This is a genomic window from Pelatocladus sp. (assembly GCF_059505505.1).
This window is the reverse complement of the sequence record NZ_JCACKS010000200.1, coordinates 1-23,439: the sequence shown is the minus strand read 5'-3', so window position 1 is coordinate 23,439 and position 23,439 is coordinate 1. Positions and strand designations below refer to the sequence as shown.

Sequence of the window (23,439 nt, the reverse complement as noted above, 5' to 3'; positions counted from 1 at the left end):
AGTATCTCTAAAGTTACTTCCAATCTAGATACTCATTGTGAAGTTTTTGTTGCACAAATATGGCGTTGATGTGAAACTTATTTGAATTATGCCAATTTCTAAATGCCAGATAATTTCCTTCTTCGACAGGAGGTAAATAAATATTTTTTGCAAAAGTATCAATAGCTTCGTTAATACTAGCAGCAATATTAGACCTTTGGCACAAATATTTTTTAGCCTGCACTATCTAACATTAAAAATTTCCCGTGTCCCCGTGTAAAACTTAATTCTCATCAAACCTTCCCTTAAGTCAGATAAATATGCTTAAATTAACTTAAGACAATCTAGATTTTATGCCAAGCACATTTGTTTATTCAGCGATGTGACCATAGGATTTTTTTGTTATACTCCCAGTAACAGGATTTATATTCGGTTGAGAAATTCGTTTTGATTTTTTAGAAGCGTCTCTCCGAATCTAACTCTCTACAGCAAATGATTGGGAGATGCCCTATGTCTATTTATATCGGTAACTTATCCTATCAGGTTAGGGAAGAAGACTTGAGGGAAGTTTTTGCTGAATATGGTACAGTTAAGAAAGTTCAACTACCTACAGATCGTGAAACCGGACGTCTGCGTGGTTTTGCTTTTGTCGAAATGGAATCAGATGAAGAAGAAGAGCGTGCTATTGAAGCGCTAGATGGTGCTGAATGGATGGGAAGAGATTTAAAAGTTAACAAAGCTAGACCTCGTCCAGAAAGAAGTAGTCCAAGAAGTTATTCTTCTGGTGGTGGAAATTGGGGTGACAGCGGCCGCAACAATCGTCGTTACTAAATCATTATATAAAAAATTTTAAATTTTAGAGTCTCCAGCAGATCAAAAAAATGACTCAACTCTGCTGGAATGTTTTTTCTTTTTTCATGCAAAATATCCACCCATACGAGGAGTAATTAGAATGACGCAAGTAGTATTAGGAGAAAATGAAGGGATTGAATCAGCCTTGCGACGATTCAAGCGCCAAGTTTCCAGAGCTGGTATATTCCAAGATATGAGGAAAAAGCGTCACTTTGAGACTCCATTAGAAAAAGAAAAGCGCAAAGCTGTTGCAAGACACAAACAACGCCGTAATGGTGGTTCTCGTCATAGGTAAAATTGGGTTATAGGTCTCCGACTTTTTTAAAAAGTCGGGGACCTTAGCAATAATTATTCCAAAATCTAAAATTGAGTGACTGCTAAAGCACCAGCGATCGCAGAAGCAACTAGAGAAGCAAAAGCAGTATTAAATAACCACCACGCTGCATCTGCAACGGCTTTTCTTGTTTCTGTTGCTTGCTTTTTGGTTTGTTCTTTGAGTGTAGCAAGGCGTTTGTTAACTTCTTGTTGGATACGTTCAGCACGATGGAGAACGCTATCTCTTGCCACTTCAATTCGGTCGATAATCTGATTAGCTTGTTCTTGGGAAATATCCTCACGAGAACTGAGGATCGCAACTAGGGTATCACGATCAAATTGACTGAGGCGATCGCGTAACGCTTCCAAACCCATTTGGGGATCATCAAATAATTTGGCAAAGTCTTGCTGGATTGCTTCATAATTAAGTTCGGGACGATCCAGGGAATTAAGATAGTTACGCACTCTAGCAAAAATCCCATCAATTATTGATTGTAACCTTTGCTGGAGTTGCTGATATTGTTCGACAATCGAGTTGCGAACAGATTCAATTTGATCCACAATTTGATTGGCTTCTGTTTCTGAAATATCCTCACGTTGAGACAGCAGCACCACAAGTGTCGAACGATCAATTTTGGCTAGACGATCGCTCAAACTCCCAACTCCTGTGCGGGGATCTTGCAGCAATAATTGTAAATCTCGTTTGATACCCTCTGGGTTGAGTTCTTCTTTATTGGTATTCCGCAGATAGTTTTCGAGATTAGCTTCAAAATCTAGAACTTGTTTAGTAGTGCGGTTTGCCAAGCGTCGTGGCGCTCTAACAATTTTACCAATAGCTTGTTGTACTTGGTCAATAATACGATTGACATCTTCTTCACTTAAGTCTCCTCGCTGAGTCAGCAATTTGACTAGAGTTTCTCGATCCATTTGCGAGAGGCGATCGCGTAAAGCTAAAGCACCTTCTTGGGGATTTTCGAGTAATTTTTCTAAATCTTGCTGGATACTTTCTGGGTTGAGTTCTTCCAAATTAGTATTGCGAAGATATTGTGCGATCGCTCTTGCAGTTTGTAGGTATTGTTCTTTTGCTTGATCAGCTAATTTTTGTGGTGCTTGCAAGATATTATGGCGTACTTGTTCCAAGTTATCGAGGATTTGATTAACCTGTTGTTCACTCAAATCTTGCCGTTGACTCAGTAATTTTACTAGTGTATCGCGGTCAAATTGCGATAATCTTGATCGTAAAGTCGAAATTCCTGCTTGCGGATCTTCTAGCAGCGTTCTAAAATCGCGCTTGATACCTTCTGGGTTGAGTTCCTCTTTGTTGGTGTTCCGCAGATAGTCTTCTACCCTTTGTCGCAGTTGAGCAGCTTGGGTTCTTGCTTGTTCTTGCAGTTCTGTAGCACGATTCAAAACGCGATCGCGAGTACTTTCGAGTTGATCAACAATATTATTTGCTTCCTGTTCGTTGATATCTTCACGTTGCTGGAGTAACTGCACCAATGTATCACGATTGAATGGGGAAAGGCGCTGACTTAATTCTTCAAAACCAGCTTCTGGATCTTCCAACAGCGTTGCAAAATCTCGCTCAATACCTTCTAAATTGAGTTCTTCTTTAGCAGTAGAACGCAGATAATTTTCAATGCGCGTACGTGTATCTTGGGATTTTTCCCGTGTTTGAGCTTGACGGACTGTTTCTAAAACTTCCTGGCGAATGTTTTCTAGTTGTTCAGAAATTTCCTGGATTCTTGCTTCACTAATATCATCGCGTCTCGAAAGCAAACTAGTCAGATATTCCGGCTTAATTTCCTCTAATTCGCGGCGGACTGTTCCAGGATCAGCATTTGGATCATAGATGACATTTTTGAATTCGTCTGCGATCGTAATGCGATTGAAATGCCAAGGTAAAGAATACAGGATGTAATCTTCTACATCTGCCTTAACAGTATTGTAAGGTAGTCCTGGTAATCTTTGAGTTATTTGTTTGTTTGCTTGATCTCTGAGTTGTTTTAATTGGGAAGTTATTTTCTCAACATCAACTTCCTGAACTTTGTCTTTTAAATCTTCCAGTTGATGACTGATTTTATCCACATCTATTTCAGAGAAGTCTAACCTGTTGACAACAGCAGGTACAGCAGCAGTTAAGCCATATTGAAAAGCTTGCTTCATTACACTATTACTTTGCTTACCATTACCTCCATCTGCTGTTACCCATTCCTGAAGTCGTTCACCAAAATTTTCAGATTTCAACTCTTCAGGACTAGCTTGTTTGAGCAAATTAATTACCTGTTGTGTCGGATTTTTGCGCTTTAAAACTTGCTCCCAAGCTGCTTGGAATTGGTCGGCAATTTTATTTATATCTGCTTTGGGAAAATCTGTGCGGCTACTGATTAAATCAACAAAAGTCTGGCGATTAATATTTTGCAGTAAATCACTATTAGCAACAGATTGTAAATCAGATTCACGCAGAAGTTTATCAAATTGACCACGAATTTCTTTTAGATTTAATTGTGGTAATTGTACAGAAGCTAAAGAACTTTGTAATGTATTGCGGATACTGTCAGGATTAAAACCTGATGCTAATTCCCGACGTACTGTGGCTGTAATATCTTCCGCAGTCGAAATCATCTGGCTTTTCGCTACGTTAGAACCAATAGCTGTACCTGCTACACCCATCAGTCCTTGTAAACCAGAATTCACAGTAGTGATCACGGAACCAATTAAAGAACCGACCGCATTTGAACCGAGCCACATTAATATTGAAAAGTAGGCAGACCAAATGACTACACCAATAATAGCTCCGAAAAAAGCACTGCTGATAAAACTAAGTTTCACTGCTAAAAAAGAAGCGCTAAATAATGCAATAGTTGCAGTTATTAGCGCCCACCAACCAACTTTAGCTTCTACTTTGCGAATTGTACTCCCCAAACTTTCTGATTCATCAGCATCTAAATCTACTCCCGATGAAATTCCTATAGCTACAGAAAAGTTTGTTAATAGTAATTGGAAAGCAAACGCCATGACTAATCCTGCTAGGAATGCTACCAAAAACTTTGGTCCAGAAAAAACAAGAGTTGCTTCTTCTGGAATGACAAGCGCCTGAGCAAAATTAATCGGTACTAATCCAAAATCTAAGGGACACCATTTCAGAGCCAATTCTGTAATGGTAAACATAAATATTTCCCTCACTTTCACTCAATTACACACTTCCTTTTGCCCGGGAAATGTGATTACTTCTTCACCCTAGCCAGTAGTTTTTCAAACTGGTACTTCCTCTGGATATAAACACTTCTACCTTAAGTATGATTCAAAAGAATTATGTTTATTTTTTTTAAGACTTAGGTATTTATTATTTAGTTGTGAGTAGTTATTTGCTATAGCATTCCTAAGATCCCCGACTTCTCAAAGAAGTCGGGGATCTGAACAAATGATCTTTCTTAATTCCTGCTTTTTCTGTTAAATTTATGCTGATTTACTAGTAGTCAAGCTGAATTTAATAAAAGAAACCAGGGCTAAAAATCATGAACAAAGTTATCAACGCTAGCAAGAAATATATTTTCTCTGTAATAGTTTTGGCAATAGCTGCTAGTCTTGGCAGTTGTAGTTCTAATTCTACTGATGAAGCTAAGTTAAACATCACAACATCACCAACTCCAAACAGTGAAACCACTGCAACCGCTACACAATCACCAACTCAAAGTGCAGCTAGGCTCAACGTTCAACCCAACAGTGAATCACCTATCACAGATAAAACTGTGAATGTCACTCTATACACAAGTGATGCACAATGTCAAGAACTCATACCCCAAAAAACGACAGTACCAGCACAGGAACCTGTGACAGGCGCGGTAGGTAAAATTTTAGATCAACGGGATAACGGTGACTTTAGCTTTTCTGGGTATCGAGTCAATATTAAAAACGGTGTCGCTACAGTAGATTTACGACTCACTCCCAATTCCCAACGTCAAATCACTTCTCTATCGAGTTGTGAACAATTTGCTTTATTTGGTAGTCTCCGTAAAACCCTCACAAGTAACCCACAATGGGGAATTAAAGATGTTCGTTTCACCGAGCAAGGTAAAGATATAGTGCTATAAACACATTCACCATTTAATTACTAGCGGCAGTGTTGAGTCAAAACGATATAGTTTACCTTCCTTGCCATGATCAAATTCTAATTCGAGTTGGTTGCGATTGCCTAAGTGAAAATTGATCAATCCTTCTTCAATTAGTTTTGTCACTTCGGTGGATAAATTTTGCTCTCCAGGTAAAAAAACTCGCACTGCTGTCATTTCATTTAATGGAGGTTGGTGATCCAAAGGTTGACGTTTGTCTAACTGATAATTTGCAGGTTTTTGAGTCGCAGGCGAAATAAAAATCAGAGGTTCTGCTAAATTGTTCTTTTTGGTAATAATAGGGATAGCAGCTCCCTGTGGTAAAAAAGGTGCATAATAATCCCAGGTTGGGAATGGTAGTTGTGAACCTGGTATTAGTGTACGCAAAGAAATACCAAATGGACAAGCCTGAGTTTGTTTCCAACGACAGCGTTCCCATAAACCTGTAGCTTGAACAACTGGAGACTGAATTTCGTTAGTATCATTCAGCCACAGTAACTCTAAATAAGCATTGTGAAAGAAAAAGCAAACATTTGCAGTACCCTGACCGTGATGAGTGCGACGTCTTCCTTCTTGAAGTCCAAAAGCTTTGAGAACTTCTGCTTCCGGTGCTTGTGGATCAACACAGACAAAGACATGATCAAGTTCTAACTGCATATTTCACACTACTTTCACTTTTTTGATCATACAAATACATGGGTAGGGGCGTACCGCCGTATGCCCTTACAGTAAATTTAATATGTGTCAGGATTTTTGGGAAACGGTATCACACTTCTACTTTATTTTTTAAGTACCCAACCAGATTGTGCAAAAACGAAGTACTGAGCGTAGTCATTTCTGATTCTGGGGATTTTTGACTTAGTAAAACAGAGGAGTCTACGCTGTTAACATTTAAAGGGTAATCATTCAATTCTGGAATAGATGTCTCAAGAGGAATTTCTTCAATCAAACCAGCTATCTTAAGCCGGAAAGCTGCTTGCTGAACTAAACTTGGTAGCTGATTCAGGTGATTAGCGATCGCACCTAAAGAAATAGTACCGTTTGCAAATTCCCATACCTGCCATTCTAAAGGTTTTAAGTGAATATTGGGTTTGTTTTGGGTAATGCTACATATCGCCGAATTAATATCTGGGAGAGCATCAGCTAAAATATCCCAGTTTTTTAGCGTTCTTAGAGCCATCAGAGCAACTTCAATGGCGCTTAAACTTAACCCTGTCATTTCTTTTCCAGGAATAGTTGCTTTACTATCCAGTCTAAATACACCCTTTTGAATTTCAAAAAGCTCCCGAATTTGCCGTAGTTGGCTGGCAAATAGTAAATTTAATTGTTCAGCATTCAATACTCCTGCTGTTTTGAGATGTAAACCAAAGGGTATTGTTGCTGGTGCGATCGCATAATATTCATCTATTATTTGTGGCTTTATCCACTTGCGTTGTTTTATTTGACTCATTAAACCTTCGCCATTTAAACAATTAGCCGCAGCAACAATACATCCTTTTCGGAACCAAATAAAGTAATATCGAGATTGACCTACTGAAGCAGGATCGTATAGTAAATTACAAACTACTAAACAACCAGATTTTCTTCCTTGGTCTACGATCTGAAACAATTCAGCCAAGGAGAAATCTGTTAAAAAACTATGTAGACTCATTGTTTCAAGTATTATAAAAAGCTATTTTTTTCAAACTTGCACCCTGATAATTTATAGCTGTGCTTGCGGCAAGTTTTATACATACTTTTTTATTTTTACTTATGATTAAGCTTTCGCAGCCACAGAAGTAATATAGCGCTTTCTATACTAGTGAGGTAAACCTAAACTTCATATCTAAATCCTTTCAAGTTTTAGGATGTACACTCATCTGATAGAACTGCTATATGTAAACTGTATAACTAAAATGTGAACTTTTTGCTTAATTTTATTAACAAATAAGAAATGCTTCTTAATTTAAGTGAGAGTATTAATCTCAAGTAAATTCTATGGATTTGCTTTCAAATTTCGGCATTGCTGATTTCATGTATGAAAATGATTTTGCATAATGCCAAAATCTTTGTAGAGACACGATATATCGTGTCTCTACATTCAGATTCATACCGCATTCAGCAACGCCCAAATTTCTACTGATACTGACTTTTAAAGTCTTTTGGAAAAATTATCGCTTGCTCTAATTCCCTAGCCCCTTTTATTTATTGCCGAGATATTTATAAACATTTATGAGAGCATTTACTCAGTTTATTTTTAAGCTTTATTAGTAAATCATTAATTATCAATAAAAACGCAGTTTTAGCTGTCAGATTAAGCACTATTTTGTTAAGTGTATCTGAGACTTTAGTCTTCAAGATGCTTATAAAACGATGGTTTCAAGCTTGTAAATAAAAATGTGGGTTGACTAAACTCAGCCCTGCAAACGGATTCCCAATCAAAAACTTTGAATGGTATGGTCTATTGCGGCATTAATTGGAACACAAAGATACTTATATGGCAGAATGCACCAGGTGTGAATTATTAGTAAGCGACATCAACTAACAGCTAAACAACTAACCTATGACAATTTGTTAAATTCAAATACATCGTATTTGCCACCACGCAATACAGATTCGGTATGCTTACCTTGCAGTCGGTGATTCAAAGCGATTTCTAGTACACCCCAAATAGCACCAAGGGTGTAGGTACACTTACGCTTTGAATCTTGAGGTTCGTCCGCGGAACATAAAGTTTCTGATGTATATACCTTGATGATCTCATTATCTTCTTGGACAATTTTCTCGACTATACACAGACGAGTGCCATCCTTGCCGAAAACATAATCAAGTTTGTCGGCTAGTTGCTCTAAGGACATCGAGGAGTTTGCTAGGTTTAACTCTTGAGCTAAAGTTTTACCACGATAACGACCCGCCGCAGTTAAGGCGATCGCAGTTGCTTTTTCACCCAAAGCCTCTTCCATACCTATAATTGCTGCCTTAAAACAGACAATACTGCTAAAATCTCCTAAGATAGGACGTAACATATGTGATGCTCCTGTACAATTGAATGCAATTTGAGATAGCAATCTTTAAAGATACAAAATTAGTAATCCAAACACTGGTGTAAGGACTGTTTTATGTTCCTAGTCAGGCTAACAGAGGCGCAATTCTAGCAACAGCACGTTTGACCTCTAGAAACAGTAAGCCTTGTTTGACACCTGCGCTAGCAAGTACTAGTAAAACTGCATCACTACCACAAGCAACTAACACACCGTAGCCTTTTTCTCCTTCTACAACGATACGCTCTACATTCCCACGAACTAGTTCGTGGCCGATGCGTTCACCTAACGACAGCATAGATGCAGACATAGCAGCAGTCCGTTCTTCATCCATCCCACCGGGTAACACAGAAGCCAAAGCCAAGCCATCTGGACTTACTAAAGCCGCACCTTGAATATCAGAGGTAGCAGACACGAAGTTTTGCAGTTCGTCTTGCAGCATTGAGACGTTAATCATAAATTTATCCTCCACAATCTTTGGTACAGATTTATGAGCTTGATCAGAAGTTGTTGGTAACAGATAGTCTACCGTTACTACTGGTAACGATTGTGCTGTATCTTCCGCAATTGTTGATTCTGGCAAATGTGTTTTTGTTGACACATAGGGTATTTTGTGAACATCCTTAGTCAATCGCTTGAGTAAGTAGCCCAGAAGCATAGCGGTTAAACAGCAGGCTATAAATAGCGTGATGGATCGCATTATTTGGGGTCAATAGCTGACTCCAAGACTTTAAACAGCTCAATATAAGTAACAAGGAAAATACCGTACAACAGGATAAAAAATTTGTTACATGTTTTAACTTTTACATTTTATCTGGGAGTTTGTTTACTGAAATCTTGCACCTAGAGAGCCAGTCTAGTAAAAGTAGTTGACAAAAGTAGTACTTTTTGTAGAGGCTCTTAAGTGATCTGAGTGCTGTTTGAGGAGTGTATCAATGCGTCCCCCAATCTTCAATCATTACCAAGTATTGTAGGCGGCAGCAATTGCTGCTTATCATCAACAGACAGACTATCCTGTTGTACAAGTTCTTGTCTATGACGATGCACCCCCAACTGTACTCGCCACAAATTAGCATAAATTCCGTTCTTATCCAACAATTCTTTATGAGTTCCCGACTCAATTAACGTCCCATATTCCATGACATAAATGCAATCAGCATTGCGGATAGTGGAGAGACGATGAGCGATCGCGATCGTTGTTCGATTAACAGTGATTCTTTCTAAAGAACGTTGAATAGCAGCTTCGGTTTCATTATCTACTGCTGATGTGGCTTCATCTAAAACTAATATCGGCGGATTTTTCAAAACAGCCCTGGCGATGGCAATTCTTTGGCGTTGTCCACCAGATAATTTTTGACCTCGTTCGCCAACTATTGTCTCATAACCTTGGGGTAGCTGCATAATAAAATCATGGGCTTCGGCAATTTTTGCAGCTTCAATTATTTGTCTATCGGTAGCATCAAAAGTGCCGTAGGCGATATTTTCAGCAACAGTCCCATGAAATAAGAATACATCCTGACTGACTAAGCCGATACTACGACGCAAATCACCTAAATTTAATTGTTGAATATCAATACCATCAATAGTAATTCTTCCTGAAGAAATGTCATAAAATCGCAATAATAATTTCACTAAAGTGCTTTTACCAGAACCTGTAGAACCAACAATTGCAGTAGTCTTACCTGCGGGTATATGTAAAGATAAATTTGTAATTACTGGCTCTCTATTGTGATAAGCAAAAGTGACTTGCTGGAAATCAATTTCACCATTTATTTTATCAATAGGTAAAGATATATTTCCCCTAATAATGTTGATAGAAGTATCTAATAAATTCATGACACGATTGGTAGAAGCCATTGACCTTTGATATTTGTCAAAGATTTCCCCCAATGTTACTAAAGGCCACAATAATCTCTGTACTAAAACAAGTAAAACACTGTAATTACCAATAGATATCGTACCAGCATATGTTGCCATACCTCCCCAAAATAGTAAGGCTGTGAACCCTATTAGAACTAGCATTCTGATTAAAGGAATAAATGCCGCAGAAAGTTTAATTGCTTTGATATTACTCTTTCTATATGCTTCACTTTCTCCTGCTAATCTAGCACTTTCATATTCTTCAGCAGTGAAACTTTTAATTGTATTAATCCCACTGAGATTATTTGCTAGTCGTGAATTCAGAAAACTTACTTTTTCTCGGACATCAGCATAACGATCTTCTAGACGCTTTTGATAAGTAAAGGAACCCCAAACAATAAATGGCATTGGCAACATTACTGCGAGGCTAATAGAAGGAGGTAGAATCAAGAAAGCACCGCCAATTAAAATGATGATGGAAGTGCTAATTTGAATAATGTCATTGGCTCCATAATTCAAAAAATCTTCTAATTGGTTAATATCATCATTCAAGATAGACATCAAGCCACCAGTGCTGCTTTCTTCAAAGTAAGCTGAATCTAATTCTTGCACATGATTGTAAGCATCCAGGCGTAAATTATGCTGAATATTTTGTGCCAAATTCCGCCAAAGTCTATCATAAGCGTACTGAGAAAGCGATTCGAGCATCCAAATAATCACAGTGAGAAATGAAAGCAACAAAAATTGCCAAAATATCTCTTGAACTCCCAACTTTGCAATTACAGAATCTTGCTGCTTTACGAGAATATCTACCGCAGTCCCAATCAACCACGGTGGTGCTAAGTCTAAAACAGTATTGATGATAGAAAATGTTGTTGCTTGCCAAATTTGTTGGCGATATTGGCTTCCATAATTTAGCAAGCGTTGTAAGGGATGGGCTGAATTCCTATGCTTGTTAGATACTCTAGGAGATTTTGATGTTACTGTCACGACTGTTTGTTGTTTGTAGTTACGTGATTGATACGGTACTTAAAACAAATATCTCAATAATCTATCCCATAAAAAATCCTAAAAATATTATCAAGGGTTATGTAACTACATCGCTACAGCAAAAAAGTTTATGTACATCTGTAGACCTCTTGCAAAAATATTTTTACCCCACCCTAACCCTAAGCGTAAACGGGGAGGGAACTAAATCTTCCCCCCGTGAACGGGGGGATTGAAGGGGGTTCATTCGACTTTTGCAAGAGGTCTTGTGAATCAATAAATTACTCTTTTCTAGAGTAGCAGCTTCTGCCTTACAAATGATATAAATTGTCAAAAAAACGAAAATAAATGATTATAAATAATAAGCAATAACTTAGGAATTACGTATTTGTCATGAGTAAAACAAGATTTTGAGATGGCTTCCTAACCTTGCAATGACGGGAATACCTGATCTGCGCGGAAGGGGATTATCACAATTTCTCAAAAAACAAGAGCGATGTTTCGCCCTACGGGCGTCTATGTCTGTGTAGCCAGCCCTTAGACTTCTAGTCTGTAGGGATTTTAAACATTTGGGATGCTCCCGTGCGTAAGTCCTGTAATTATTACTATTCCACCATTAAAGTAGTGAAACATCAAACTTTACACAATATTCCGCGCAATGTCTGGATTTTGGGCTTTGTTAGTCTGTTGACAGATATTAGCACTAAGATGATTGATGCAATTTTGCCCCTATTTCTTGTTTCCACTTTAGGAGCAAACTTGTTGACCGTTGGCTTTATCGAAGGAATTGCAGAATCAACGGCTTCTGTATTAAAAGTATTTTCTGGAATATTAAGCGATTATTTTAGACAACGCAAGCAACTTGCTGTGCTTGGGTACGGTTTATCCACCTTGGTAAAACCTTTATTCGCTATAGCCACTAGTCCTGCTTGGGTATTGATTGCGCGTTTTGGAGACAGAGTAGGGAAGGGTATTCGCGTTGCTCCTCGAGATGCATTGGTCGCAGATGTTACCAATAAAGCCAATCTGGGAGCAGCTTACGGTTTGCGTCAGTCCCTTGACACCATTGGCGCATTTACGGGACCAATTGTTGCATTTATCTTGATCTCTGTGTTTGGGCAAAACTTTCAGTTAGTTTTTTGGGTAGCACTTATACCAAGTATTTTTGCTGTAGTTTTACTGGCTGTTTTTATACATGAACCCAAAAAAGAATTTGAACAAACACAGAAAAATTTTCTAGATAGAGATAGTCTCAAGAATTTGGGCAAAGAATACTGGACGTTAGTTGCAGTTTCCTTTCTGTTTAATTTAGGTAACTCCAGCGATGCTTTTTTATTGTTGCAAGCACAGCAAGTGGGGGTATCGGCTGCTTTAGTACCCTTAACAATAGTTGTAATGAATATTACCTACTTTTTGAGTGCATATCCAGTTGGATTATTATCTGATAGAATCGGTCGGTTGGGGCTGCTAGCGAGTGGGTTTTTCCTGTATGCTTTGACATATTTGGGTTTTGCGTTTATTTCTGCCTCGTGGCAAGTGTGGGTATTGTTTACGCTGTATGGATTGTATCAGGGAATGAGCAAGGGCATATTGTCGGCGATGATTGCACAAACAGTTCCTTCAAATCTGCGGGGAACTGCTTTCGGGTTTATTAACTTGGCTATTGGAGTGGCGCTGTTGATTGCAAGTATTTTGGCAGGCAGCCTGTGGGAATTACTTACTCCAAAAGCTGCTTTTGTGACTGGAAGTGTTTTTGCAGTTGTGGCTACTGGATTATTGTTAGGGAGTAGAAGGCGATAATCCTAACCCGGAGGGAAAGCAAGCTAAACAGGCACGCGATCGCTCACAATAAATTGTATAGTTTGATTGTTGTTGAGCCTACTGATGTTTGTTATTTCCTTTCCCCTTGCGTCCTATCGGTACACACATTGGTGTGCCTACAATAGGGTCAGAAATAATCCGACACTCCAACTCAAAAACTTCCTGTACCATTTGCTCGCTCATCACTAATTTTGGTTCCCCAGCAGCAAAAATTCGACCATCTTTGACAGCAACTAAGTAATCAGCATAACGACACGCCTGATTTAAATCATGCAACACCATCACGATTGTTCGTCTTTGAGTCTGGTTCAACTCATACAACAAATCTAAAATTTCTATCTGGTGTGCCAAATCCAAAAAAGTTGTCGGCTCATCCAAAAGTAAAATATCTGTATCTTGCGCCAGCGCCATTGCAATCCAAGCTCGCTGTCGTTGTCCACCAGATAAAGTATCTAATGCTCGATCTGCCAACTTCAACAACTTTGTAATCTCTAGCGCTTGCTGCACGATTTTTTCATCTTTGACTGACCATTGCTGTAACCAATTTTGATAAGGATAACGTCCTTGTGCTACCAAATCTCGTACTGTTAACCCTTCTGGTGCTACTGGACTTTGTGGCAAAATACCCAACTGTTGTGCTACTTCTTTGGTGGAAAGCTTCAAAATAGATGTTCCTTCAAGATACACTGTACCGCTATAAGGTTTAAGCAATCTTGCCAGACCCCGCAGTAAAGTTGATTTACCACAACCATTAGCACCAACTAAAGCACTAATTTGTCCGGTGGGAATTGCCAAATTCAGGTCACGAATAATCGTCGCACCATCGTAAGCTAAAGATAGGTTTTTGGTTGACAGTCCTTTCATAAGTTACTCTAGTTACTTTTTGCGATTACGAATTAACAAATACAGAAAATAAGGAGCGCCAACAGCAGCAGTTACCACTCCACAGGGAAGTTCGATAGGTGCAAACAATGTTCGTCCTAAAAAATCTGCCATGACAACAATAACTCCCCCCAACAATGCTGAGGTAGGAATCAAACCTTCATGATTTGCACCTACCAACTGTCGTCCTAAATGGGGTGCGATTAAACCAATAAAACCAATATTTCCGGCGGTAGCGACTCCTGCACCTGCTAAGGATGCACCTACTAGCACTAGTAAACCACGTTGCCACTCTACCCGACTACCTAGACTTTTAGCGACATCATCTCCTAAATTTAAAGCGTTTAAATGCCTTGCTAAGGTCAAAGCTAATGGTACGAAAATAACTAACCAGGGTAATAAAGAAAACACTTGCTCACTTGTGCGTCCATAGACACTCCCAGCCAACCAAACCAAAGCATTGCTAACGTCATAAATATTCCCAAAGGTAATCATCAAGTTGGTGAAAGCAGTGGCGATCGCAGATAAACCAATACCCATCAAAATTAATAAAATCGGAGAACTACCTTTGTTCCAAGCCAGCAAGTAAATTAAACCAGCCATCAACAAAGCACCAGCAAAGGCTGAAAAAGGTAAAGTGTAAATTGGTACTGATGGAAATAAAATAATTACCGTTACTGCTGCCAAACCTGCCCCAGCATTGATGCCAATAATACCAGGATCAGCTAATGGATTGCGTGTTAGCCCTTGAAAAATAGTGCCAGAAATCGCCAGCGCCACTCCTACCATAAAAGCAACAAGGGTACGAGGTAAACGCAGGTTATAAATTACAAAAGCATGATCTGGGTTCCCTGTATCTATACCCAATACAGTTTTGACAATATCTAAAGGTGAAATTGGATATTCACCCCGTCCTAAATTTATTACCATTGCTAATGCGATCGCTACTGCCAAAGATAGCAGTATCAGTGGTACACGTCGGTCGATACGGAAAGATATCACCTGGGAACGGATGACTAGCCAATCAAAACTCATTTTTTCACCTTTGACTTAGCCAAGTACACAAAAAAAGGAGCGCCAACCACTGCTGTCATGATACCTACAGGTAATTCCTGTGGTTTAAATAACACACGGGCGCCAATATCTGCAACGAGGATCAAAATTGCGCCTACAATTGCCGAGTAAGGCAAAATCCAACGATAATCGGCTTTAATGAAAAATCTCACAATGTGAGGAACGACTAAGCCAATAAAACCAATTGGCCCTGCAAGCGATACTGAACTTCCTGCTAGTAAAACAACACTAATCGCGGTAATTATTTTTATCCAAGCTGTCTGTTGACCTAAGCTTTTGGCTACATCTTCACCGAGACTCATGGTAGTAATCTGTCTACCAAGAACAAAAGCAACTACTAGTCCAATAGCGACAAAAGGTAATGCTTGGAAGAATATATTAGTATCTCGACCTGCCAATGAACCGGCTAACCAAAATCTAATTTCTTCTAAGGTGCGTTGACTGACGATGAGAATAGCAGTGGTAAGGGAAGAAATCAGAGCCGTCAGCGCTGCGCCTGCTACTGTTAGATTCAGTGGGGTAGCTCCTCCCCGTCCTAGAGAACCAAGAAAGTAAACTAACATTGCTGTGGCTCCTGCCCCCAAAAAAGCCACAATGGTTAAAACACTCAAAGATGAACTACCCAAAACGAAAACTGTTACAACTACAGCCAGTGCTGCTCCTGATTCTATTCCCAAAATTCCTGGGTCTGCCAGGGGGTTGCGCGTCAAACCTTGCATTAACGCTCCGGATACTGCAAGGGCTGATCCCACAAGAATAGCGATGAGCGATCGCGGTAATCTTACAGTCTGGATTACTAAGTGTTCATAGGAACCATCAAAGCTGACAAAAGATGCCAAAATCTTATCCAAAGGTATTTCTGCTGCTCCTAGTGTGACGCTGTATACTAAACAAACTAGTAGGAGTATCAGTCCCAGAAGCAGACCTACTAAGGATTTTATCGGAGGCATCTTCCAGCCTCTAAGTAATGCTGTAGTTGTTTTTGTCATGCTGTGGCTTGAAGATATGACACTGGTGCTAGTTATCTGTTTTTTATTTGGCACTCTCAATATTTAACAGCTTTTTAATCATTGAATTGATAATCTTTCTTGATAAATTTATATATACATTACATTATTTTGGAGAACACATAGCTATTTAACGATTTTAAAACACGGATAAGGCATTGTGTTTAAGCTTTGATATAGTTTCTCAATAAAGTGGTATTGTTAGATCAACCTGAATCTGCTTTGTTATTCGTCAAACAATTTTGGATTTTGGATTGACAAATAACAAATAACGATTATGCAGTTTCAGTCACCAGGCGTTACACCTGCACATGGTGGTGGTAATGAGGATTGATATTTTACTCAGGGTTAACGAAAGAAAATCTATACGTGTTTTACCCTTAATACTTAGTTTGATAATGGTTTTGTTTGTAGGCAGTCGCACTATAGCCGTACCAACAAAATCTACAGAGATATTATGGGATACCTTTGGAGTACCGCATATATACGGAAAAGATAACCAGAGTGCATTTTATGCTTTCGGTTGGTCGCAAATGCAAAGTCATGGAGATTTGCTTTTGCGTCTCTATGGTCAAGCACGAGGACGCGCAGCCGAATACTGGGGAGAGGAATACACACAGTCAGACCAATGGGTACTGACAACAGGAATACCAGAACGCGCTCGTACTTGGTACAAGGCACAAAGTCTTACTTTTCGGAGTTATCTTGATGCTTTTGCGGCTGGGATCAATGCTTATGCTTCCCAAAATCCGAAGTTGATTGACGATGAAGTGGAAGTGGTGCTACCTGTCAAGCCAGAAGATGTCATGGCTCACCTACATCGGGTACTCAATTTCACCTTTGTAGTCAATCCAGAGCAAGTATTAGGCTTAAGCAAAGAAAAATCGCCAGCAGGATCAAATGGTTGGGCGATCGCACCAAGTCATTCTACCAGTGGCAAGGCAATGCTCTTGGCAAACCCACATCTACCTTGGTCAGATTTATTTTTGTGGTATGAAGCTCAGATCACTGCACCAGGAATTGATGCTTACGGAGCAACACTTGTCGGTATTCCTGTATTGGCGATCGCATTTAACAACAACTTAGGCTGGACTCACACTGTTAACACCTACGATGGCTGGGATGTTTATGAACTTACACTGGCAAGTAAAGGTTATCGCTTTGATGGCAAAGTTCGTAACTTCGACACAAAAACCCTCTCGTTGAAGGTGAAGCAGAAAAATGGCTCTTTGGAAGAGCAAGCATTAGTAGTGAAAAGTTCTGTCCACGGCCCTGTAGTCACCGAGAAAAATGGTAAAGCCTTTGCACTGAGAGTTGCAGGTCTTGACCGACCAGGTGTACTCCAGCAGTGGTGGGATATGGCGTGTTCCCAAAACCTCAAGCAATTTGAAACCGCACTCAAGCGCCTACAACTATCAATGTTTACGGTGATGTATGCGGATAAACAAGGGCATATTATGCACCTATTCAATGGTCAAGTTCCAGTGCGCTCAAATGGTGATTTCAAATACTGGGAAAGCATAATCCCAGGAAATACATCTAAAACCTTATGGACAAAAATTCATCCTTACCAAGATTTACCGCGCATAGTTGATCCTAAAAGTGGCTGGTTGCAAAATACAAATGACCCACCTTGGACAACTACGTTTCCAGTCGCGATTAATCCTGATAATTATCCGCCTTACATAGCTCCTCATTTCATGGATTTCCGCTCACAACGCTCTGTAAAAATGTTGGCTGAGGATAAAAAAATCTCTTTTGATCAAATGGTTGCAGACAAGCACTCTACTCGCATGGAATTGGCTGATCGTATACTGGATGATTTAATTCCGGCTGCACGCAAGTATGGTAATGAGTTAGGACGGCGAGCAGCTAGTGTCTTGGAAACCTGGGATCGCCAAGCGAATGTAGATAGTCGGGGAGCAGTACTATTTGCCTTTTGGGTTCAACAAATGGACTTGGATAAAACGTTTAGTAAACCTTGGAGTGAAAAATCTCCCCGCACCACACCCGATGGTTTAGCTGATCCAAAAATTGCAGTTGCAACACTCCAAGCAGTAGCAACTCAGGTAGAAAAAACTTATGGGACGCTGGATGTAGCGTGGGGAAAAGTTTTTCGCTTAAGGTTGGGTAATGTGGATTTGCCTGCAAATGGTGGAGATGGTAACTTGGGAATTTTCCGTGCGATCAATTTTGCTCCTAGTGAAAACGGACAGTTCCAAGCGGTTGCTGGTGATTCGTATGTTGCTGCAATTGAATTTTCTAACCCAATACGAGCAATGGCACTAACTAGTTATGGTAATGCAACTCAACCCGGATCACCCCATACTAACGACCAGTTACAGATGTTTGCCAACAAAAAGCTGCGTCCTGTATGGCGATCGCGCTCAGATATTCTTGCCCATCTAGAAGAACGCAAACTATTCTAAAAATTAATCGGGAGACAGCTATGAAAAATCAACTTACCAAAAACCAGACTACTAAGCTAGAATTGTCTCCCAACAACCCTATTCTCTGTGTCCAAGACTTAAGTCGAAAAGTTGAGGAACGCTGGATCTGGAGTAACCTAAATTTTCAAGTATTTTCAGGTGAACAAATCGCAGTGGTTGGAGCTTCTGGTTCTGGGAAAAGCCTACTGTTACGGACATTAGCTGGTCTCGATCCAGTGCAAGCAGGAAAAATTATGTTTCAGGGACAGGATATTGGCTCTTATTTTATGCCTAGCTATCGTTCCCAAATTATTTACTTGCATCAGCGACCAGCTCTTTGGGAAGGAGCTGTAGAGGAAAATCTCCAGCAAGTTTATCGATTAGCAGTCCACCGTCATCTAGTTTACAATCGCGAATTGATTCTCAATTATCTAGATCTTTTGCATAAAACGCCTGATTTTTTACAGCGTCCGGTGAGCGCTCTTTCTGGCGGTGAGGCGCAGATAGTCGCTTTTTTACGAGCTTTGCAACTTTCACCTTCTATACTGCTACTAGATGAACCCACCGCCTCACTGGATGCGTTAACTGCTCAAAGTTTAGAGGCTTTAGTTGCAGCTTGGCAAAATGAACAACCACACAGAGCGTATCTTTGGACAAGTCATGATTCTACTCAGTTGCAACGTATTACCAATCGCCAAATTACCTTGAAGGAAAAGGAAAAAGATTGATGGAAACCAATTATATCCAGATTAGTTATGGACAATTGGCTTTGGCGACTTTGTTTATTGTTATCAATATAGTGCTTTCCTTTAGTTTACGGTTGGGACTGGAGCAGAGTCTAGGGATAGCCTCACTACGGATGGTAGTACAGTTGTTGATGGTAGGGTACATTTTGCAGTGGGTGTTTACTCTCAGTAATCCTATTTTGATCATACTTTTGGCTTTGGGCATGACAGTTATTGCTGTAGTGTCTAGTGTCAACCGTACGCGCAGACGATTTAATGGTATTTATTTGAACAATTTTATTTCGCTTTTGAGCGGTTCATTTTTAGTCACGGGGATAATAGTTAGCGGTATTCTGCGCGTACAGCCTTGGTACGAGCCTCAGTATCTGATTCCACTTTTGGGTATGGTCTTGGGTAATGCCCTTACTGGTACATCTTTGAGTTTAGATCGGTTTATGGAGGATTTAACCAGTCGGCGTTTTGAAATAGAAGCGCTACTGACTCTTGGTGCAACTCGTTGGGAAGCAGCACATCAAACTATTAGAGAAGCTCTGAGAACCGGAATGATTCCTACAATTAATTCGATGATGGTGATGGGATTAGTTAGCCTACCAGGAATGATGACTGGTCAAATTCTCGCTGGGGCAAATCCTAGTGATGCTATCCGCTACCAGATTGTAATTATTTTTGCACAGGCAGCAGGAGTTGCGATCGCCACTATGGGTGTTGTCATCCTAGCTTTTCTTGTTTTGTTTAATCGAGATCACCAGTTCACAGATTTATTACGTAAGCTGGATTAGGCTGCTATTGTTTGCCCATTTTTCTAACCTAAAAATAGCTTATACGCCGGATTTTTGTTTTCATCCCAGTAACGATAGCCAAGTGTATCTAAAAAAGCCTGCCACTTTTCCATCTCGTGAGGAGGAACTTGGATTCCTACTACAATCCTCCCGTAATCTGCCCCGTTGTTGCGGTAGTGGAACATACTAATATTCCAGTTGGGATTCATAGAATTGACAAATTTCATCAATGCGCCAGGGCGTTCGGGAAACTCGAAGCGGTAGAGTAATTCATTGTGAGCGAGAAGAGAATGTCCGCCTACCATGTGGCGCAAGTGTAATTTTGTCAGTTCGTCATCGGTTAAGTCAATTGTCTTGAATCCACAACTTTCAAAAGTTGTAACCAATTTTGCGCGATCGCTACGATTTTCGATTTGCACACCGACAAAAATATGAGCTTCTTTTTGATCAGCAATTCGATAGTTAAACTCAGTCAGATTGCGTCTACCCATACATTCACAAAATTGGCGCAAACTTCCCCGTTCTTCTGGAATTGCTACTGCAAAGATAGCTTCACGGCGTTCACCTAGTTCAGCTCGTTCTGCAACAAAGCGGAGGCGATCAAAGTTCATATTCGCGCCACAAGCAACAGCTATTAATGTTTGTCCTTGAATTTGTTCTCGTTCTACATAGGCTTTAGCGCCTGCGATCGCCAATGCTCCCGCAGGTTCTACAATTGACCTTGTATCTTCAAACACATCTTTTATTGCTGCACAAATATCATCCGTATCAACCAAAATGATATCATCGACATACTGCTGACACAGTCGGAAGGTTTCTTCTCCTACTTCTCGTACTGCTACACCGTCAGCAAATAAGCCGACTTGGGACAAACGTACCCGTTGACCAGCTTGCAGTGATTGATACATAGCATCTGCATCTACTGGCTCAACCCCAATCATCTTGATCTCTGGACGTAACCGTTTTACATAAGCTGCAATCCCAGAAATCAATCCACCTCCCCCAATCGCGACAAAAATTGCATGGATGGGTTGCTGGTATTGGCGGAGAATTTCCATACCGATGGTTCCCTGTCCAGCAATGACATCGGGATCATCAAAGGGATGAATAAAAGTTAAGCCTTTTTCTGCCTCAAGTTGACGAGCGTAAGTATAGGCATCATCATAGGTATCACCATATAATACCACCTCGCCGCCACGCGCTCTGACTGCATCTATCTTTACCTGGGGTGTGGTTACTGGCATAACAATAATTGCTTGTGTTCCCAATTCGCGCGCACCAAGAGCCACACCTTGAGCATGGTTTCCCGCAGATGCAGCAATTACACCCTGAGCAAGCAGATCTGGGGGTAGATTTGCCATCTTGTTATAAGCACCACGCAGCTTAAAGGAAAATACTGACTGCATATCTTCGCGTTTTAGTAGTAGCTTGTTATTCAACCGTGCAGATAAATTTGGAGCGTATTCTAATGGTGTTTCTTGGGCAACATCGTAAACGCGAGCGGTCAGAATTTGTACCAGATAATCACAAAGCATGGGCGTGAACAGGTTGATAGATGCCGAATAGAGTTCATTTTACGGCAGTTGTGTACCTGTTTTGTGACTTTTGGAATAACTGTGATAACCTTCGGATGCTTAAGATCAAAAGAGTATTATTAATTGGGATCGAAACATGCAAAAGCGACGCTTGGGTGGATCGGAAGTTAAAATTACACCCATATTGATGGGAACTTGGCAAGCTGGTAAAAAAGCGTGGGTGGGAATTGAAGATGCAGATTCGATTAGAACCATACGTGCAGCTTTTGAAGCAGGTATTACTACGATAGATACTGCTGAGGTATATGGTGATGGACACTCAGAACGTATTGTTGCTGAAGCATTATCTGATGTTCGCGATCGCGCCGAATATGCCACTAAAGTTTTTGCTAACCATCTCAAGTATGATCAAGTTATAGAAGCTTGCGATCGCTCACAACAGCCAAGCTTTGAACTAGAACAGCCAAGCTTTGAACTAGAACAGCCAAGCTTTGAACTAGAATCGCCAAGCTTTGAACTAGAATCGCCAAGCTTTGAACTAGAATCACCAAGCTTTGAACTAGAACACTCAAGCTTTGAACTAGAATCGCCAAGCTTTGAACTAGAATCACCAAGCTTTGAACTAGAACACTCAAGCTTTGAACTAGAACACTCAAGCTCAAAGCTCCAACTTTGATGTTTAACAGTTATTTTCAGCAATTAAAATTCTTAAATCCTCCCAACCGTAAGCGATTTCATTTAGAAAAATTGTGATTTTCACAAAAAGCTGCACAACCTTGAATTCATCAACTAATATTGCTTTTTTGTATATCCCAGTATCCAATTATCTGAGTCTTTTAACTGTTTATATTTGCCTTGAAACATTAGCCATAAAGCCATGCGAGTTTGCAACCATCCCTTGCTCAGATAATATCCTGGCTTGGCATTAATACCGTCTGTGGTGTTTTCACCGAGATATGTCATGACTCCGCAGATGCTATTGATTCCTTCTATTGTCACTTTCAGAAAATGATCATTGATGTGTCCACTGGGAATCATGAAGATAGCATACACATGATGCCGACCGCGCCAAGGCTCAACAATAATTTTTTCTGGATGAATGTAGAATTTATTACTTGTTGATGTGGAAATAAATTCCGATTGCTGACAACTGATTATAGGCGATCGCTGTGAAACATAAGAAAAGCCAAGAATACCCAATAAGAGCAGCGTAAATAATAGATAGATTAGATTACGTTTTTGCACTAGCAATATCGATTTTCCTCTATCCGGTTTATATCCGAAGGCTAACAAAGGCTTAAAAAAGTTGAAGATAAACTGACTACAAAATTCTGATTTGCGAGGTGAAAAGCCCACACCAAATTAAAGATTGTGGTGTGGGAGTATGTCACGATTCAAGCAATACCGTAAAGACACTACCCCGTGGATGATTGTCTTCGATTCTGATAATACCGTGATGTGCTTCAATCGCCATTTTGCAAAAAGCTAATCCTAAACCAATTTGCGAAACTTCTTGCACCAGAGTTCCAATCTCATATTTCTCAAAAATTCTTTGTTGTAAGTCTTTACTGACTCCAGGGCCTGAATCAACAACTTGCACTTTAGCACCTGGTTCTAAATATTCTGCCTGTATAATCACTTGAGAGTTTGACGGCGAGAACTTAATCGCATTAGAAAGCAAATTATCCAAGACTCGCCGAAAGATCGCTGCATCTACTTTCACAACTCCACCAGGTTTAGGTAGTTCACTTACAAGGGTGAGATTTTTTTGAGCAGCGATCGCTTCAATATCTGCTACAGCTGAAATACAAATAGCACTCAAGTCTACTTCTGTGTAGTTGAGAGACATTTTGCCAGATTCTAACTTTGCCATGATCAGCAAGCTATTAATCAGCGATTGTAGTTGTTGTCCAGCGCTGGCTATTTCCTCAACCTTTTGTTGCTGCTTTTGGGGTGACAAACCAGGAAGTTGAAGAATTTCAGTCGTTGACGTACTCCCTGGACTAAAGCCGCAGGGATTCTCAAATGATGTTACGAGGCA

Annotated in this window: 20 protein-coding genes and 1 pseudogene; 8 read left to right on the top strand and 13 right to left on the bottom strand. The window is 40.1% G+C overall.

From position 1 onward, the window contains the following. Nucleotides 1-13: 13 nt before the first annotated feature. Nucleotides 14-205 (bottom strand): hypothetical protein, encoded by a 192-nt coding sequence (locus AC5JMK_RS15425; RefSeq protein ID WP_495910489.1) that lies wholly within the window; start codon nucleotides 203-205, stop codon nucleotides 14-16. 284 nt (nucleotides 206-489) lie between these two features. Between AC5JMK_RS15425 and rbp the strand changes: the two genes are divergently transcribed. Continuing rightward, entirely contained in the window at nucleotides 490-810 is a 321-nt protein-coding gene (gene rbp, locus AC5JMK_RS15420) for an RNA-binding regulator (protein WP_096676589.1), read from the top strand. 121 nt (nucleotides 811-931) lie between these two features. Next, entirely contained in the window at nucleotides 932-1,126 is a 195-nt protein-coding gene (gene rpsU / locus AC5JMK_RS15415) for a 30S ribosomal protein S21 (RefSeq protein WP_026721887.1), read from the top strand. 65 nt (nucleotides 1,127-1,191) lie between these two features. Here the strand turns inward: rpsU and AC5JMK_RS15410 are convergent, their stop codons facing one another. Beyond that, nucleotides 1,192-4,317 carry an MFS transporter gene (locus AC5JMK_RS15410; RefSeq protein ID WP_495910488.1) on the bottom strand — a complete coding sequence of 1,042 codons (3,126 nt, stop codon included), beginning with the start codon at nucleotides 4,315-4,317 and terminating at the stop codon, nucleotides 1,192-1,194. 347 nt (nucleotides 4,318-4,664) lie between these two features. Here AC5JMK_RS15410 and AC5JMK_RS15405 point away from each other — a divergent pair, with 347 nt between their 5' ends. After that, nucleotides 4,665-5,240 carry a GerMN domain-containing protein gene (locus tag AC5JMK_RS15405; RefSeq protein ID WP_096676591.1) on the top strand — a complete coding sequence of 192 codons (576 nt, stop codon included), beginning with the start codon at nucleotides 4,665-4,667 and terminating at the stop codon, nucleotides 5,238-5,240. Between the two features lie 6 nt (nucleotides 5,241-5,246). On the opposite strand, the gene AC5JMK_RS15400 is transcribed toward AC5JMK_RS15405, so the two are convergent. The 5 genes from AC5JMK_RS15400 to AC5JMK_RS15380 form a co-directional block, all read right to left on the bottom strand. Beyond that, nucleotides 5,247-5,915, bottom strand: coding sequence for a VOC family protein (locus AC5JMK_RS15400; RefSeq protein WP_495910487.1), 669 nt, complete (start codon nucleotides 5,913-5,915; stop codon nucleotides 5,247-5,249). A 109-nt stretch (nucleotides 5,916-6,024) separates the two neighbouring features. Then, nucleotides 6,025-6,909 carry a DUF4388 domain-containing protein gene (locus tag AC5JMK_RS15395; protein WP_495910486.1) on the bottom strand — a complete coding sequence of 295 codons (885 nt, stop codon included), beginning with the start codon at nucleotides 6,907-6,909 and terminating at the stop codon, nucleotides 6,025-6,027. Nucleotides 6,910-7,798: 889 nt separating this feature from the next. After that, on the bottom strand, nucleotides 7,799-8,263 hold the full coding sequence (locus AC5JMK_RS15390) for a hydrocarbon-binding protein (RefSeq protein WP_096676594.1): 465 nt from the start codon (nucleotides 8,261-8,263) through the stop codon (nucleotides 7,799-7,801). A gap of 103 nt (nucleotides 8,264-8,366) precedes the next feature. Then, entirely contained in the window at nucleotides 8,367-8,936 is a 570-nt protein-coding gene (locus AC5JMK_RS15385) for a roadblock/LC7 domain-containing protein (RefSeq protein ID WP_096676595.1), read from the bottom strand. Between the two features lie 293 nt (nucleotides 8,937-9,229). Further along, nucleotides 9,230-11,128 (bottom strand): ABC transporter ATP-binding protein, encoded by a 1,899-nt coding sequence (locus tag AC5JMK_RS15380; RefSeq protein WP_495910485.1) that lies wholly within the window; start codon nucleotides 11,126-11,128, stop codon nucleotides 9,230-9,232. A gap of 621 nt (nucleotides 11,129-11,749) precedes the next feature. On the opposite strand from AC5JMK_RS15380, the gene AC5JMK_RS15375 reads away from it, so the two are divergent. Beyond that, the gene (locus AC5JMK_RS15375; protein ID WP_495910484.1) at nucleotides 11,750-12,925 is read left to right on the top strand and encodes an MFS transporter; all 1,176 of its coding nucleotides are present in this window, start codon (nucleotides 11,750-11,752) and stop codon (nucleotides 12,923-12,925) included. A 78-nt stretch (nucleotides 12,926-13,003) separates the two neighbouring features. On the opposite strand, the gene AC5JMK_RS15370 is transcribed toward AC5JMK_RS15375, so the two are convergent. The 3 genes from AC5JMK_RS15370 to AC5JMK_RS15360 are packed head-to-tail and all read right to left on the bottom strand — an operon-like array spanning nucleotide 13,004 to nucleotide 15,891. Continuing rightward, nucleotides 13,004-13,810 (bottom strand): ABC transporter ATP-binding protein, encoded by an 807-nt coding sequence (locus tag AC5JMK_RS15370; RefSeq protein WP_096676596.1) that lies wholly within the window; start codon nucleotides 13,808-13,810, stop codon nucleotides 13,004-13,006. Between the two features lie 12 nt (nucleotides 13,811-13,822). Further along, a complete protein-coding gene (locus AC5JMK_RS15365) occupies nucleotides 13,823-14,863 on the bottom strand; it encodes a FecCD family ABC transporter permease (protein WP_096676597.1) in 1,041 nt (346 codons plus the stop codon). After that, nucleotides 14,860-15,891, bottom strand: a complete 1,032-nt coding sequence (locus AC5JMK_RS15360) for a FecCD family ABC transporter permease (RefSeq protein ID WP_495910483.1) — start codon at nucleotides 15,889-15,891, stop codon at nucleotides 14,860-14,862. Before AC5JMK_RS15360 ends, AC5JMK_RS15365 begins: the two co-directional genes overlap by 4 nt. A gap of 341 nt (nucleotides 15,892-16,232) precedes the next feature. On the opposite strand from AC5JMK_RS15360, the gene AC5JMK_RS15355 reads away from it, so the two are divergent. Genes AC5JMK_RS15355 through AC5JMK_RS15345 form a run of 3 tightly spaced genes read left to right on the top strand, consistent with a single transcriptional unit; the run spans nucleotide 16,233 to nucleotide 19,863 of the window. Continuing rightward, a complete protein-coding gene (locus AC5JMK_RS15355) occupies nucleotides 16,233-18,338 on the top strand; it encodes an acylase (protein ID WP_495910482.1) in 2,106 nt (701 codons plus the stop codon). A 20-nt stretch (nucleotides 18,339-18,358) separates the two neighbouring features. After that, the gene (locus AC5JMK_RS15350; RefSeq protein ID WP_495910481.1) at nucleotides 18,359-19,066 is read left to right on the top strand and encodes an ABC transporter ATP-binding protein; all 708 of its coding nucleotides are present in this window, start codon (nucleotides 18,359-18,361) and stop codon (nucleotides 19,064-19,066) included. Further along, nucleotides 19,066-19,863 (top strand): ABC transporter permease, encoded by a 798-nt coding sequence (locus AC5JMK_RS15345; protein ID WP_096676601.1) that lies wholly within the window; start codon nucleotides 19,066-19,068, stop codon nucleotides 19,861-19,863. The genes AC5JMK_RS15350 and AC5JMK_RS15345 overlap by 1 nt, the downstream gene beginning before the upstream one ends. A 23-nt stretch (nucleotides 19,864-19,886) precedes the next feature. On the opposite strand, the gene ilvA is transcribed toward AC5JMK_RS15345, so the two are convergent. Continuing rightward, nucleotides 19,887-21,398, bottom strand: a complete 1,512-nt coding sequence (gene ilvA / locus AC5JMK_RS15340; protein ID WP_096676602.1) for a threonine ammonia-lyase, biosynthetic — start codon at nucleotides 21,396-21,398, stop codon at nucleotides 19,887-19,889. A 136-nt stretch (nucleotides 21,399-21,534) separates the two neighbouring features. Here ilvA and AC5JMK_RS15335 point away from each other — a divergent pair. Further along, a pseudogene (locus AC5JMK_RS15335) lies at nucleotides 21,535-21,834 on the top strand (aldo/keto reductase); the annotation flags it as partial. A gap of 353 nt (nucleotides 21,835-22,187) precedes the next feature. Here the strand turns inward: AC5JMK_RS15335 and AC5JMK_RS15330 are convergent. Beyond that, nucleotides 22,188-22,643, bottom strand: a complete 456-nt coding sequence (locus AC5JMK_RS15330; protein ID WP_096679057.1) for a hypothetical protein — start codon at nucleotides 22,641-22,643, stop codon at nucleotides 22,188-22,190. A 142-nt stretch (nucleotides 22,644-22,785) separates the two neighbouring features. Further along, a partial coding sequence (locus AC5JMK_RS15325; protein WP_495910480.1) for a sensor histidine kinase occupies nucleotides 22,786-23,439 on the bottom strand: 654 nt, incomplete at its 5' end.

Bases quoted from the DNA above. Each gene is read 5' to 3' on its own strand.
- rbp (WP_096676589.1), top strand. From the start codon at position 490: ATGTCTATTTATATCGGTAACTTATCCTATCAGGTTAGGGAAGAAGAC.
- rpsU (WP_026721887.1), top strand. From the start codon at position 932: ATGACGCAAGTAGTATTAGGAGAAAATGAAGGGATTGAATCAGCCTTG.
- AC5JMK_RS15410 (WP_495910488.1), bottom strand. From the start codon at position 4,317: ATGTTTACCATTACAGAATTGGCTCTGAAATGGTGTCCCTTAGATTTT.
- AC5JMK_RS15405 (WP_096676591.1), top strand. From the start codon at position 4,665: ATGAACAAAGTTATCAACGCTAGCAAGAAATATATTTTCTCTGTAATA.
- AC5JMK_RS15400 (WP_495910487.1), bottom strand. From the start codon at position 5,915: ATGCAGTTAGAACTTGATCATGTCTTTGTCTGTGTTGATCCACAAGCA.
- AC5JMK_RS15395 (WP_495910486.1), bottom strand. From the start codon at position 6,909: ATGAGTCTACATAGTTTTTTAACAGATTTCTCCTTGGCTGAATTGTTT.
- AC5JMK_RS15390 (WP_096676594.1), bottom strand. From the start codon at position 8,263: ATGTTACGTCCTATCTTAGGAGATTTTAGCAGTATTGTCTGTTTTAAG.
- AC5JMK_RS15385 (WP_096676595.1), bottom strand. From the start codon at position 8,936: ATGCTTCTGGGCTACTTACTCAAGCGATTGACTAAGGATGTTCACAAA.
- AC5JMK_RS15370 (WP_096676596.1), bottom strand. From the start codon at position 13,810: ATGAAAGGACTGTCAACCAAAAACCTATCTTTAGCTTACGATGGTGCG.
- AC5JMK_RS15365 (WP_096676597.1), bottom strand. From the start codon at position 14,863: ATGAGTTTTGATTGGCTAGTCATCCGTTCCCAGGTGATATCTTTCCGT.
- AC5JMK_RS15360 (WP_495910483.1), bottom strand. From the start codon at position 15,891: ATGACAAAAACAACTACAGCATTACTTAGAGGCTGGAAGATGCCTCCG.
- AC5JMK_RS15355 (WP_495910482.1), top strand. From the start codon at position 16,233: ATGAGGATTGATATTTTACTCAGGGTTAACGAAAGAAAATCTATACGT.
- AC5JMK_RS15350 (WP_495910481.1), top strand. From the start codon at position 18,359: ATGAAAAATCAACTTACCAAAAACCAGACTACTAAGCTAGAATTGTCT.
- AC5JMK_RS15345 (WP_096676601.1), top strand. From the start codon at position 19,066: ATGGAAACCAATTATATCCAGATTAGTTATGGACAATTGGCTTTGGCG.
- ilvA (WP_096676602.1), bottom strand. From the start codon at position 21,398: ATGCTTTGTGATTATCTGGTACAAATTCTGACCGCTCGCGTTTACGAT.